Annotated in this window: 13 protein-coding genes and 1 pseudogene; 12 read left to right on the top strand and 2 right to left on the bottom strand. The window is 41.3% G+C overall.

The window, feature by feature from the left end:
- Positions 1 to 7: 7 nt before the first annotated feature.
- The 4 genes from atpA (at position 8) to BCELL_RS20065 (ending at position 4,562) form a co-directional block, all read left to right on the top strand.
- On the top strand, positions 8 to 1,507 hold the full coding sequence (atpA, locus tag BCELL_RS20080) for a F0F1 ATP synthase subunit alpha (protein WP_013490626.1): 1,500 nt from the start codon (positions 8 to 10) through the stop codon (positions 1,505 to 1,507).
- Positions 1,508 to 1,623: 116 nt separating this feature from the next.
- The gene (gene atpG / locus BCELL_RS20075) at positions 1,624 to 2,496 is read left to right on the top strand and encodes an ATP synthase F1 subunit gamma (RefSeq protein WP_013490625.1); all 873 of its coding nucleotides are present in this window, start codon (positions 1,624 to 1,626) and stop codon (positions 2,494 to 2,496) included.
- A gap of 81 nt (positions 2,497 to 2,577) precedes the next feature.
- Positions 2,578 to 3,990, top strand: coding sequence for a F0F1 ATP synthase subunit beta (atpD, locus tag BCELL_RS20070; protein ID WP_013490624.1), 1,413 nt, complete (start codon positions 2,578 to 2,580; stop codon positions 3,988 to 3,990).
- Between the two features lie 179 nt (positions 3,991 to 4,169).
- Positions 4,170 to 4,562 carry a F0F1 ATP synthase subunit epsilon gene (locus BCELL_RS20065; RefSeq protein WP_041809231.1) on the top strand — a complete coding sequence of 131 codons (393 nt, stop codon included), beginning with the start codon at positions 4,170 to 4,172 and terminating at the stop codon, positions 4,560 to 4,562.
- Positions 4,563 to 6,387: 1,825 nt separating this feature from the next.
- Here BCELL_RS20065 and BCELL_RS22975 read toward each other — a convergent pair.
- Positions 6,388 to 6,900 (bottom strand): transposase, encoded by a 513-nt coding sequence (locus BCELL_RS22975; RefSeq protein ID WP_425357462.1) that lies wholly within the window; start codon positions 6,898 to 6,900, stop codon positions 6,388 to 6,390.
- Positions 6,879 to 6,938 (bottom strand): annotated as a pseudogene (locus tag BCELL_RS23360) (hypothetical protein); the annotation flags it as partial. The gene BCELL_RS22975 and the pseudogene BCELL_RS23360, both read right to left, overlap by 22 nt.
- Before the next feature lie 1,264 nt (positions 6,939 to 8,202).
- On the opposite strand from BCELL_RS23360, the gene BCELL_RS20055 reads away from it, so the two are divergent.
- From BCELL_RS20055 to nuoK, 8 genes are read left to right on the top strand one after another with little or no spacing between them, the layout of a single operon-like run.
- Entirely contained in the window at positions 8,203 to 8,574 is a 372-nt protein-coding gene (locus tag BCELL_RS20055; RefSeq protein WP_013490621.1) for an NADH-quinone oxidoreductase subunit A, read from the top strand.
- On the top strand, positions 8,565 to 9,092 hold the full coding sequence (locus BCELL_RS20050; protein ID WP_013490620.1) for a NuoB/complex I 20 kDa subunit family protein: 528 nt from the start codon (positions 8,565 to 8,567) through the stop codon (positions 9,090 to 9,092). Before BCELL_RS20055 ends, BCELL_RS20050 begins: the two co-directional genes overlap by 10 nt.
- The gene (locus tag BCELL_RS20045; protein ID WP_013490619.1) at positions 9,089 to 9,628 is read left to right on the top strand and encodes an NADH-quinone oxidoreductase subunit C; all 540 of its coding nucleotides are present in this window, start codon (positions 9,089 to 9,091) and stop codon (positions 9,626 to 9,628) included. Before BCELL_RS20050 ends, BCELL_RS20045 begins: the two co-directional genes overlap by 4 nt.
- A gap of 14 nt (positions 9,629 to 9,642) precedes the next feature.
- The gene (locus BCELL_RS20040) at positions 9,643 to 10,755 is read left to right on the top strand and encodes an NADH-quinone oxidoreductase subunit D (protein ID WP_013490618.1); all 1,113 of its coding nucleotides are present in this window, start codon (positions 9,643 to 9,645) and stop codon (positions 10,753 to 10,755) included.
- The gene (gene nuoH, locus BCELL_RS20035) at positions 10,755 to 11,717 is read left to right on the top strand and encodes an NADH-quinone oxidoreductase subunit NuoH (RefSeq protein WP_013490617.1); all 963 of its coding nucleotides are present in this window, start codon (positions 10,755 to 10,757) and stop codon (positions 11,715 to 11,717) included. Before BCELL_RS20040 ends, nuoH begins: the two co-directional genes overlap by 1 nt.
- Position 11,718: 1 nt before the next feature.
- On the top strand, positions 11,719 to 12,174 hold the full coding sequence (locus BCELL_RS20030; RefSeq protein WP_013490616.1) for a NuoI/complex I 23 kDa subunit family protein: 456 nt from the start codon (positions 11,719 to 11,721) through the stop codon (positions 12,172 to 12,174).
- The gene (locus tag BCELL_RS20025; protein WP_013490615.1) at positions 12,171 to 12,665 is read left to right on the top strand and encodes an NADH-quinone oxidoreductase subunit J; all 495 of its coding nucleotides are present in this window, start codon (positions 12,171 to 12,173) and stop codon (positions 12,663 to 12,665) included. The genes BCELL_RS20030 and BCELL_RS20025 overlap by 4 nt, the downstream gene beginning before the upstream one ends.
- Before the next feature lies 1 nt (position 12,666).
- Positions 12,667 to 12,975: an NADH-quinone oxidoreductase subunit NuoK gene (gene nuoK, locus BCELL_RS20020; protein ID WP_013490614.1), complete on the top strand. Its 309-nt coding sequence runs from the start codon at positions 12,667 to 12,669 to the stop codon at positions 12,973 to 12,975.
- Positions 12,976 to 13,038: the final 63 nt, after the last annotated feature.

Raw genomic sequence — 13,038 nt, 5'->3', positions numbered from 1 at the left:
GAACGGAATGAGCATCAGAGCCGATGAAATCAGCTCTTTAATAAAAAAACAGATTGAAGGCTATCAATCTGAAATTGAAGTAAGCGATGTTGGTACCGTCATCAAAATTGGTGATGGAATCGCTGTTGCTCACGGACTAGAAAATGTTATGGCCGGTGAGCTTTTAGAATTTTCAAATGGTGTCATGGGTATGGCACAAAACCTTGAAGAAAACACAGTTGGTATTATCATCCTTGGACCTTACACGGACATTCGTGAAGGGGACGAAGTACGTCGAACTGGACGTATTATGGAAGTACCAGTTGGTGAAGAGCTTTTAGGACGTGTAGTTAACTCTTTAGGTCAACCACTAGATGGTCAAGGACCAATTGAAACGACAAAAACTCGTCCAATCGAAAGCCCAGCACCAGGTGTTATGGACCGTAAATCTGTTCACGAACCACTTCAAACAGGGATTAAGTCAATTGACGCATTAATTCCAATTGGTCGTGGTCAACGTGAGTTAATCATCGGTGACCGTCAAACTGGTAAAACAGCCATTGCGATTGATACAATCTTAAATCAAAAAGATCAAGACATGATCTGTATTTATGTCGCTATTGGACAAAAAGAATCCACTGTTGCGGGCGTAGTAGAAACGTTACGTCAACACGGTGCGTTAGACTATACAATCGTCGTAACAGCAAGTGCATCACAGCCAGCACCATTATTATACTTAGCGCCATATGCAGGTGTATCAATGGGTGAAGAATTTATGTACAATGGCAAGCACGTACTTGTTATTTATGATGACTTAACGAAGCAAGCATCAGCTTATCGTGAGCTTTCTTTATTACTTCGTCGTCCTCCAGGGCGTGAAGCATATCCAGGGGATGTGTTCTACTTACACTCCCGTTTACTTGAGCGTGCTGCAAAGCTTAGTGACGATAAAGGAGCAGGTTCATTAACTGCCCTACCATTTATCGAAACGCAAGCTGGTGACGTATCTGCCTACATTCCAACAAACGTAATTTCGATTACGGACGGACAAATTTTCCTACAATCTGATTTGTTCTTCTCCGGTGTACGACCAGCCGTAAACGCTGGTTTATCCGTATCCCGTGTAGGTGGTTCAGCACAAATTAAAGCGATGAAAAAGGTTGCAGGTACACTGCGTCTTGATTTAGCTTCATACCGTGAGCTTGAAGCATTCGCACAATTTGGTTCTGACCTTGATAAAGCAACACAAGCGAAGTTAAACCGTGGTGCACGTACAGTTGAAGTACTAAAGCAAGGCCTTCACCAACCACTTGCTGTAGAAAAACAAGTTGTCATTCTTTATGCATTAACAAGAGGCTTCATCGACGACATCGAAGTAGAAGACGTAAGCCGATTTGAAGCAGAATTATTTACATTCTTAGAGCATAACAATAAAGATCTTCTTGATCAGATTAAAACATCAGGCGCATTACCTGATGAAAATGCTCTAAATAATGCAATTGACGAGTTCAAAAAAACATTTAGTTAAGCATAAATACTTATCACTTACGGTTAAAAAATAAATGGGAAAATGATGCTTCATGCATGTCTTTTCCCAGCTTTTTGCCGAATACAGCAATTCGTAAGTAAAGGTGGTGAACAACGGTGGCCTCATTAAGAGATATAAAATCAAGAATTACCTCTACGAAGAAAACGAAGCAGATTACGAAAGCAATGGAAATGGTATCTGCTGCGAAGTTAAATCGGGCACAATCAAAGGCAACATCCTTTATTCCTTATACAGAAAAAATTCGTGAAGTAGTAGCGAGTATCGCTTCTGGTGAAGAAAATACAATTACTCACCCGATGCTAGAAGCGCGTGAAGAAGTGAAAAAGACAGCATACATCGTCATCACTTCAGACCGTGGACTGTGCGGAGCATACAACAGCGGACTTTTACGTCAAACACATAAAATCATTAACGAACGTCACGAATCACCAAATGAGTACGGCCTCATCGTTATTGGTAAAGTAGGACGTGATTTTTTCAAAAAAAGAGGAATGCCGATTTACCAAGAAATCGTAGGATTACAAGATCAGCCAGAGTACGCTGAGATCAAAAATATCGCCGCAACAACGATTGATATGTTTACGGATGGCATCTTTGATGAAATCTATCTTCACTACAATCACTTCGTAAGTGTCATTAGCCAAAAGGTCACAGAATCAAAGCTGTTACCACTTACTGACCTTGCAGGAGAAGAAGAAGATGCAGCAACGCAGGAATATATTTATGAGCCAGATCCGAAGGTCATCTTAGAGCAATTGTTACCACATTACGCTGAAAGCTTAATATATGGTTCATTGCTCGATGCAAAAGCAAGTGAGTTCGGGGCAAGAATGACTGCGATGCAATCAGCTACGAATAATGCCACTGATCGTATTGACGAGCTAACATTAGTATATAACCGAGCGCGACAAGCTGCGATTACACAGGAAATCAACGAAATTGTTGGTGGAGCTTCCGCACTCGAATAGTAAACATAGAAGAAAAATAACGTATTTTTCTTAAACGATTTCACTCCAACGTGGTCATTTAGGATGTAAGGAGGAAAGAAGATGAATAAAGGACGCGTCACTCAAGTAATGGGTCCGGTTGTAGACGTTCAGTTTAACCGTGGCGAATTACCTGAGATATATAACGCATTAAAAGTAGAAAGACAAGCACAATCTTCAGGCGAAGTTGACGTTAACCTTACGTTAGAAGTTGCCCTCCACTTAGGAGACGATACTGTTCGTACGGTTGCGATGTCATCAACAGATGGTGTCGTACGTGGAATGGAAGTAACTGACACAGCTAAGCCAATCGCTGTACCAGTAGGTGACGATACACTCGGACGTGTATTTAACGTATTAGGGGAAAACATTGATCTAGACGCACCAATTCCGGACAGTGTTCGTCGTGATCCAATTCACCGTCAAGCACCTGTTTACGAAGAGCTTTCTACTGAAACAGAAATTTTAGAAACAGGTATTAAAGTAGTAGACTTATTAGCACCTTACATAAAGGGTGGTAAAATCGGTCTATTCGGTGGTGCCGGTGTAGGTAAAACCGTTTTAATCCAGGAGCTCATTAACAACATCGCGCAAGAACACGGCGGTATTTCCGTATTCGCAGGAGTAGGAGAGCGTACTCGTGAAGGAAACGACCTTTACTTCGAGATGAAGGATTCCGGCGTAATCAACAAAACAGCGATGGTATTCGGTCAAATGAACGAACCGCCTGGAGCACGTATGCGTGTTGCCCTATCTGGTTTAACAATGGCTGAATATTTCCGTGATGAAAAAGGTGCAGACGTACTTCTTTTCATCGACAACATCTTCCGTTTCACGCAAGCGGGTGGTGAGGTATCTGCCCTATTAGGTCGTATGCCTTCTGCCGTAGGTTACCAGCCAACACTTGCAACAGAAATGGGTATGCTGCAAGAACGTATTACATCGACGAAAAAAGGTTCCGTAACATCTATCCAAGCGATTTACGTACCTGCCGATGACTATACTGACCCAGCACCAGCAACAACGTTCGCTCACTTAGATGCAACGACAAACCTTGAGCGTAAGCTTTCTGAAATGGGTATTTACCCAGCGGTGGATCCACTTGCATCTACTTCTCGCGCACTGTCACCAGAAGTTTGTGGAGATGAGCACTATGAAGTTGCACGTCAAGTTCAACAAACACTACAAAAATATAAAGAGCTTCAAGATATCATTGCTATCTTAGGTATGGATGAGTTATCTGAAGACGATAAATTAACTGTACATCGTGCCCGTCGCATTCAGTTCTTCCTTTCTCAAAACTTCCACGTGGCGGAGCAGTTTACTGGTCAAAAGGGCTCCTACGTGCCAGTGAAGGAAACGATCAAAGGCTTTAAAGAAATCCTTGAAGGTAAGCATGATGACTTGCCAGAGGATGCTTTCCGTCTCGTAGGTAGAATCGAAGAAGTGGTAGAGAAAGCGAAGCAAATGCAATAAGAAGCGTCTAGTGGTTAGCGGTTAGTAATTAGTGACTAGTGGTTAGGAGTAAGCTTAAAGCTTCGGTTGGGCAGTTACTACAATGTCTCCTAGTTCTTAACCAACTAATGAACTAATTAACTAACCAACTCCTAACCAACTATGTTGCGCTTCGTAAAGGAGGGTGAACCGTGAAGACGATGCAAGCAAATGTCGTCACTCCTGATGGCAGCGTATATAACGGACAAGTAGAAATGGTCAGTGCGAAAACAACCGAAGGTGAACTCGGTATATTACCTGGCCACTTACCTCTAGTGACACCGCTCGATGTAGGAGCTGTCCGATTAAAGCACGATTCTAAAATTCAGCTTATTGCTGTCAGCGGCGGTTTTATGGAAGTTCGCCCTGACGAAGTTAATGTTTTAGCTGAATCAGCGGAATTACCGTCAGATATTGATGTAGCAAGAGCGCGTGCCGCTAAAGAACGCGCGGAACGTCGCCTCGAACAAGCAAAAAAAGATAACATCGACTTCAAGCGTGCTGAAATGGCACTCAAACGTGCCATCAACCGTCTAGACGTCGCAAATAAATAAAAACACATAAAACTAGCTTTGTGAAGCTAGTTTTATGTGTTTTTTTGATGTTGGGGAGGGGAGTATTTTCTTTGGAATAGGGGGGGGAGGTGAACCCGGGGGTGGTGCGAACCCGGGTTACAACGAACCCGGGTTCAAAATTCTCACCTTCAAAAAGAGAGGAAACAAGAGCATGAGCGCGATTGAAGGTGAGGAAAAGTAACCCGGGTTACAACGAACCCGGGTTCAAATCTCTCACCTTCAAAAAGAGAGGAAACAGGAGTATGAGCGCGATTGAAGGTGAGGGAAAGTAACCCGGGTTAGAACGAACCCGGGTTCAAAATTCTCACCTTCAAAAAGAGAGGAAACAAGAGCATGAGAGAGTTTGAAGGTGAGGGAAAGTAACCCGGGTTAGAACGAACCCGGGTTCAAAATTCTCACCTTCAAAAAGAGAGGAAACAAGAGTATGAGCGCGATTGAAGGTGGGGAAAGTAACCCGGGTTACAACGAACCCGGGTTCAAAACTCTCACCTTCAAAAAGAGAGAAAACAGGAGCATGAGCGCGATTGAAGGTGAGGGAAAGTAACCCGGGTTAAAGCGAACCCGGGTTCAAAACTCTCACCTTCAAAAAGAGAGAAAACAAGAGCATGATCGCGATTGAAGGTGAGGGAAAGTAACCCGGGTTACAACGAACCCGGGTTCAAAACTCTCACCTTCAAAAAGAGAGGAAACAAGAGTATGAGCGCGATTGAAGGTGAGGGAAAGTAACCCGGGTTAGAACGAACCCGGGTTCAAAATTCTCACCTTCAAAAAGAGAGAAAACAAGAGCATGAGAGAGTTTGAAGGTAAGGGAAAGTAACCCGGGTTACAACGAACCCGGGTTCAAAACTCTCACCTTCAAAAAGGGAGAAAACAAGAGCATGAGAGAGTTTGAAGGTGAGGGAAAGTAACCCGGGTTACAACGAACCCGGGTTCAAAATTCTCACCTTCAAAAAGAGAGGAAACAAGAGCATGAGCGCGATTGAAGGTGAGGGAAAGTAACCCGGGTTAGAACGAACCCGGGTTCAAAATTCTCACCTTCAAAAAGAGAGAAAACAAGAGCATGAGCGCGATTGAAGGTGAGGAAAAGTAACCCGGGTTAAAGTGAACCCGGGTTCAAAACTCTCACCTTCAAAAAGGGAGAAAACAAGAGCATGAGAGAGTTTGAAGGTGAGGGAAAGTAACCCGGGTTACAACGAACCCGGGTTCAAAATTCTCACCTTCAAAAAGAGAGGAAACAAGAGCATGAGCGCGATTGAAGGTGAGGGAAAGTAACCCGGGTTAGAACGAACCCGGGTTCAAAATTCTCACCTTCAAAAAGAGAGAAAACAAGAGCATGAGCGCGATTGAAGGTGAGGAAAAGTAACCCGGGTTAAAGTGAACCCGGGTTCAAAACTCTCACCTTCAAAAAGGGAGAAAACAAGAGAATGAGAGAGTTTGAAGGTGAGGAAAAGTAACCCGGGTTAGAACGAACCCGGGTTCAAAACTCTCACCTTCAAAAAGAGAGAAAACAGGAGCATGAGCGCGATTGAAGGTGAGGGAAAGTAACCCGGGTTACAACGAACCCGGGTTCAAAACTCTCACCTTCATAAAGAAAAGATACTCATCCCACAAAGATAAAACGACCTTCGATACCAGCTCCATCTCAACTAAACTACCCACACATAATTCCGCTCCATAAATGCGCAAACTGCACGACCACGCAAAAATAGCACACAAACGCAAGACACTATGCTCCATCCATCCAAAAAATAGCGCACAAACGCAGTCCTGCTATGCCCCATCTCCCAAAATCAATTTAAATAAATCAGTATTTACACCAATCAATATACCTTGCTTTCTTTTCGTATTCATTTCCTTGGAATTGGTTCAAGATAGGAGTAGTATCTAAAAATGTGGGGATTTCATTAGCGGGAGTTGATGGTAAATAGAATGTATAGCTACTCCATTTATAAACCTCTGGAGTGCGGTAGCGATTATTCTTTTGATGTACTGGATTATAATGTATGTATCTGCTTAGCGTTATCATTCCATGATTATCTTTTACGGGAATTGATTTAAAACGGTCTTCAAACAGGGGGCCACTATGATTGTATTTATGGTTAAAGTATCTTGCATACAGTTTATTTATTTGCTCCATAATTGGTGATAGTGGAAGGTGATTAGAAAATATTTGGAGATGGTAATGATTCTTCATCAGGCAGTAGGCCGAAATTTTAAAAGGGTATTTGAGGCTTGTCGCGTGTAGTATATTCAAAAAAAATATAAAATCGTCATCTTTGTAAAATAAAGTGTCCCTCCTACTCTTACGATTGAAAATATGATAGTGTCGGCCGAGCTCCCAATTTCGTTTTTCATAAGCCATGAAACAATCACTCCTCATTTTAAGATATATTGTTTATCCGAAAAAAGTGTTTATCGTGAACTGCACTGAATTGATAATTTTTTAAACACTAATTCTTCAAATGTAAATACGACATCCTATTAGAAATAACCTCTATAAATTTCACTAGAATTGTTACAAATTATGTACGACTTAATCTAACACACTCTTGGAGAAGAAAAACAACAGGGTTAAATGAGTGTAGAAAAACAAGCTTGCATCAAAAACGGAACGAAGAAAAAAAGCAGCAACGACAACTAAATAGCACAACCACTATCAAAAAAACAAGATTAAAAAACAAAAAAGATACAAGATTAAAAAAACAAGATTATAACAACAAATGATACACTGCATAAAAAGTAACTAAAATAATGACCACAGAAACAAACTAAAACTAACAAACAACAAATAAGAGAATTCCAATCCATATTTATTCCATAAAAGATCCGGAAAAATTCCAATCCATATTTATTCCATAAAAGATCCGGAAAAATTCAAATCCATATTTAATTCCACAAGAGATCCTCAAAAATCCCCTCATAAAAATAAGACAAATTGTCATAATAGGTGCTTTGATTGAATCGACTATTGTATAGAGATTTTTCTTTACAGTTTCCAAAGCTGACAAGCGGGTTTGCGTAACCTAAAAACGAGTCATAGTAGCGATCACATGAGACCGCCAAATTTACTATTATTATCACTTCAAAATAATCTGCTAGTTTTTCACAAAAAAATCAAGAAATTTTGTAATACGAAATGCTTTTTAAAACATAATTATTAAATAAGTACAATTAACAAGCCTGTTATATTACCCAGGAAATACTGTATTAGTCCTAGAAGGAAGAAAAATGTAAGAATAAAGGAGGATTGTTTGTAAAACAGGAGTATTGTCATAGACAACAGAAGCAAAACGTCAACACTTATATACCAATCTAGTAAAACAGAAAAAAACAGTTCATATTTTTCACCATAACACACCTGTAATGCCGGAAAAATAAAATAATTCAGTATTTATAGTAATTCTAATTAAATCAACATATGAAAAAGAGATAAAACCTATATATACCAAGGCTTCAAGCCTGTCGACATGACATGAAAACAGACTTAACAATATTACTAATGTAATAACTATAAAATTGCGATAATTCCTAATAATATAGACATTTTTTGAACTGCTTTGTTATACTTTTAATTGGAACAAGTATAAATTTACTATATCACATGGAGGGGAGAGAAGTTATGGGGCTGGGAGTATATTTTGACAACTATATTTATGTGTTAATCTTCATGGTATTAGGTGTAGCACTTCCAGTAGTTGCGCTCACATTTGGACGTTTGCTTCGCCCAAATAATCCTTACAGCAAGAAGCTACAAACGTACGAGAGTGGGATTGAGCCAACAGGTGATGCGCAAGTGAGGTATCACGTTGCGTATTACATCGTAGCACTTGAGTTTGTGATCTTTGATATTGAAACCGTTTTCTTATACCCGTGGGCTGTAGCTTTAGGTCAGCTCGGTTGGGTAGGTCTTAATGCCATGTTAATCTTCATTGCAATTCTAGGCTTAGGGCTTGCATATTCTTGGAAAAAGAAGGTGCTAGAATGGAACTAAAAGGCTTTAAAGACACAGAACAGTATGACCCTCGAATTCTAGAGGACATAAAAAGGAATGTATTTTTCACAAAGGTTGAACAGTTAAAAGCGTGGTCACGTACACGTTCGTTATGGCCATTATCATTTGGGCTAGCATGCTGTGCAATTGAGATGATGGGGACAGGGGCAGCGAGGTATGACTTTGATAGATTTGGAGTTATTTTCCGAGCGTCACCGAGGCATTCCGATGTCATGATTGTTGCAGGTACAGTTACATCTAAAATGGCGCCTGTGTTGAGAACATTATATGACCAAATGCCAGAGCCAAAATGGGTAATTTCCATGGGATCCTGTGCAACATGTGGGGGTCCATACAAAGAGGCATATAGCGTAGTAAACGGTGTTGACAAAGTTGTTCCAGTTGATGTTTACGTGCCAGGGTGTCCACCAACACCACCTGCGTTACTAGATGGTGTAGACTTGCTTCGTGAGAAAATTCGCCGTGAAGCAAAAGGAGAGAAGGTGGGGCAAGAATGAGTCAGGAAGTATTAGAGTTAGTCGTGAAAAAAGTGAACAATGTACTAGGAGAAGAGACACTGACACTTAAAACGGCTGATGAAGAATCCGCCGAATCCGAAGAAGAGCAAGAAGAACAAGAAGAGCTCGCATTGCTCAATTTTGATAGACCAATGATCATTCTTACTTCAGAACAATGGAAAGAAAACGTCGCAAAAGCACTCCGCGATGATCCGGAACTACAATTTGATTTCCTTTCCTGTGTGACGGGTGTTGACTATGATGAACATATGGAAGTCGTTTACAATTTTTACTCAACAACGAAGAAGCATTATTTATATGTGAAGGTGAGAACGTCAAGAGAGAACCCGTCGGTCATTTCTGTAGATTCTATATGGAAAGCGGCTGATTATATGGAAAGAGAAATTTATGATTTATTAGGAATTGATTTCCCAGGCCATTGGAATTTAAAGCGTATTTTGCTCCAAGATGAGTGGGAAGGCCATCCACTCAGGAAAGACTACATTACTGATAAAAAAGCTCTCGGGCTGGATTAGGGGGTGCCGAACGGATGTCGATAAAAACAGAAACGATGACATTAAACATGGGTCCACAACACCCTAGTACACACGGAGTATTTCGAATCGTAGTGGAAGTCGATGGGGAAACGATTAGAAAGGTAGAACCAGTGATGGGCTACTTACACCGTGGATCCGAAAAACTAGCAGAACGCTTCATGTATACACAGTTTATTCCTTACACAGATCGTCTCGATTATATGAATGCGATGACGAACAACTACGTATATTGCGCAGCAGTTGAGAAACTACTAGGTTGGGAGATTCCAGAGCGTGCTGAATATTTACGCGTCATCACGATGGAACTCAACCGAATCGCAAGTCACTTAGTTTGGTGGGGTACATATTTACTAGATATTGGTGCCCTAAGCCCATTCCTTTACGCATTCCGTGATCGTGATCATTGCTTAGATTTACTGAATGAAATCAGTGGAGCAAGAATGACCTTTAACTACATGCGTATCGGTGGAGTGAAATGGGATGCACCAGACGGATGGATTGATAGAGTAAAAGAAAAAGTAAACGTGCTTCGTGAAAACATCGCCGAGTATGACACGCTCGTTACAGGAAATGAAATTTTCCAATCTCGTACGATGGGGGTTGGGAAGCTAACGAAAGAACAAGTCATTAATTGGGGTCTTTCAGGACCACTAGCGAGAGCAAGTGGCGTGAACATTGACATTAGAAAAGAAGAGCCTTATTCGATTTATGACCGGTTCGACTTCGATATTCCAGTAAGAGAAGAAGGCGATGTGTTTGCCCGTTATAAAGTGAGAATTGCAGAGCTATATGAATCTCTGAAAATCATTGAGCAAGCATGTGAGCAAATACCTGAAGGCGGAGACATCATTACGAAAAAAGGAAAGCGTATTATGATGATCAAACCACCTGCTGGTGAAGCGTACACACGTGCGGAAGCATCTAAGGGAGAAATCGGTGTTTATGCGATTAGTAATGGAAAAAACAAGCCTTATCGTATCAAACTGCGCCGACCATCTTTCGTAAACGTATCTATTTTACAAGAATTACTGATCGGACAAAACATACAAGACCTCGTAGCTATATTCGGAAGCTTAGATATCGTACTCGGGGAGGTTGATGCGTAATGGATCTCCTATATATGGTCATATATGCCGTAGCTGTATTAGGGGCCTTACTCGGGGCTGTTACCTATACGATCCTTTTTGAGCGAAAAGTAATCGGATATATGCAAGTGCGTAACGGTCCAAACCGACACGGACTTTGGGGTATGATGCAAACAATCGCAGACGTAACAAAGCTTCTGATGAAAGAGGATATCATTCCTAGAGGCGCAGACAGAACAATTTTTATCATGGCACCAGTCATTGCCTTTGCACCAGCGTTTATGGTGTTCGCCGTCATTTCTTGGAGTGAAAATCTGTATGCTGCAGATTTGAATATCGGTGTTCTTTACTTTCTAGGTGTATCCTCGATGACAATGCTAGGAGTACTTATGGGAGGATGGAGCTCCAATAACAAGTATTCCTTACTAGGGGCGATACGTGGTGTATCCCAGATGATCAGCTATGAGCTACCACTCGTACTATCAATTCTTGGGATCGTCATATTAGCAGGCTCGTTAAACTTACGAGACATCGTATTTTTCCAAGCTGAAATTGGGATGTGGTTTATCATTCCACAATTCCTAGGCTTTGTTATTTACATGATTTCTGCTATAGCCGAACTAAATCGCTCACCATTTGACTTACCTGAAGCAGAGTCGGAGCTCGTATCAGGTTATCATACGGAATACTCTGGATTTAGATTCGCGTTCTTTATGCTTGCAGAATATACGTATGCAATTGCCATCGCTGCATTTGCTACGACATTATTCCTAGGCGGATGGTTAGGGCCAGCGTTTTTACCAGGTGTTGTTTGGTTCCTACTGAAAATGTGTTTATTCATGTTCGTATGGTTCTGGCTTCGTGCTACGTTACCGAGAGCGAGAGTGGATAAACTGATGCAATTTTGCTGGAAGGTTCTCATTCCGTTAGCATTACTGAACATCGTAATTACTGCAATATTAAAAGTGGGGATGGGGTGGTAAAATGTTTCGATTATTAAAAGGCTTCGGCGTAACCTTTAACTACTTTAGGAAGAAAAAGATCACCATCCAATATCCTGATGAACAAGTAGTTATGCCGGAACGTTTCCGAGGAATCCATCGATTTTTTCCAGATAAATGTATCGTATGTAATTTATGCGTAACAGCATGCCCGACAGACGTAATTACACTTACAGGGAAAAAATCCGAAGAGAATCCGAAGAAAAAAATTATTGATACGTATAACATCGATTTCCAAGGCTGTATCCTTTGTGACTTCTGTACAGAGGTATGTCCGACAGATGCGATCGTGATGACAGCGCGTTACGATAATTTAAGCTCGTTTAATCGTTCTGAGCATTTTAAAGATATTGAATGGTTAACAAACAACCATGTGTATGGCTACTACGAGGAATCAGACCCTGTGCCTGAGATGGGAGAAAGAGGTGAACGTAAGTGAATACGCAAATGATCATCTTTCTCATTCTCGCAATATTAGCCATCGCGTGTTCTGTACTCGTTCTCCAGCTTAGACGCATCTCGCACCGAGTTGTATCGATGGCGTTCGTCTTCTTCGCCATTGCAGGGTTGTATTTTTTACTAGGCGCTGACTTTATCGGGATCATACAGATCATCGTTTACGCAGGTGCGGTTACGATTCTGTTTATCTTCGGTATGATGATGACCGAGCACCGCAATGTTACCTTTAGCGCACACCCGCGCAGAGCGCATCGCGTGCTTAGCTTTATCGGTGTCGCGACATTACTTGGCTTTATGCTATACGGCATTTTAGGTCTAGATCTCCCAGCAAGTGAGCCGTATGAAGGTACAGCAGAAGCAATTGGACTAGAACTATATGGCCATTACGTTGTCGCCTTTTTAGCAATGGGCTTTTTGCTTACGGCAGCGCTCATCGGTGCCATCGTTATAGCGCGGAAGGAGGCGGAATGATATGGTCTCCATTAATCTCTTTTTAGCACTAGCGGCCATTTTGTTTTGCATAGGACTTTATGGTGTGTTGACAAGACGACATTTAGTCATCGTACTTGCCAGTGTGGAACTTATGCTTAACGCTGTAAACATTAACTTAGTCGCGTTTTCAAGTATTGGCCCTGCAGCAGGAATAACAGGGCAAGTGTTTACATTGTTTATCATTGCCGTTGCAGCTGCAGAAGTGGCAGTAGGGCTTGCGATACTGATTGCTCTCTACAAAAATAGAGAATCAATCGATGTCATAAAACATGACCTACTACGTTGGTAATCCGATGAATGATTTTGAACGAAAAAACGAACGTCTGTATAAAAAACACAGATTAATAGAGGA

It is taken from the genome of Evansella cellulosilytica DSM 2522 (genome assembly GCF_000177235.2).
Classification (GTDB): domain Bacteria; phylum Bacillota; class Bacilli; order Bacillales; family Salisediminibacteriaceae; genus Evansella; species Evansella cellulosilytica.
This window is presented reverse-complemented; position numbering and strand designations above follow the sequence as displayed.

Excerpts from the sequence above, each read along its gene's own strand:
- nuoK (WP_013490614.1), top strand. The coding sequence starts at position 12,667 with ATGGTCTCCATTAATCTCTTTTTAGCACTAGCGGCCATTTTGTTTTGC.
- BCELL_RS20040 (WP_013490618.1), top strand. The coding sequence starts at position 9,643 with ATGTCGATAAAAACAGAAACGATGACATTAAACATGGGTCCACAACAC.
- BCELL_RS20055 (WP_013490621.1), top strand. The coding sequence starts at position 8,203 with ATGGGGCTGGGAGTATATTTTGACAACTATATTTATGTGTTAATCTTC.
- nuoH (WP_013490617.1), top strand. The coding sequence starts at position 10,755 with ATGGATCTCCTATATATGGTCATATATGCCGTAGCTGTATTAGGGGCC.
- BCELL_RS20050 (WP_013490620.1), top strand. The coding sequence starts at position 8,565 with ATGGAACTAAAAGGCTTTAAAGACACAGAACAGTATGACCCTCGAATT.
- BCELL_RS20045 (WP_013490619.1), top strand. The coding sequence starts at position 9,089 with ATGAGTCAGGAAGTATTAGAGTTAGTCGTGAAAAAAGTGAACAATGTA.
- atpD (WP_013490624.1), top strand. The coding sequence starts at position 2,578 with ATGAATAAAGGACGCGTCACTCAAGTAATGGGTCCGGTTGTAGACGTT.
- BCELL_RS20065 (WP_041809231.1), top strand. The coding sequence starts at position 4,170 with ATGCAAGCAAATGTCGTCACTCCTGATGGCAGCGTATATAACGGACAA.
- atpA (WP_013490626.1), top strand. The coding sequence starts at position 8 with ATGAGCATCAGAGCCGATGAAATCAGCTCTTTAATAAAAAAACAGATT.
- BCELL_RS20030 (WP_013490616.1), top strand. The coding sequence starts at position 11,719 with ATGTTTCGATTATTAAAAGGCTTCGGCGTAACCTTTAACTACTTTAGG.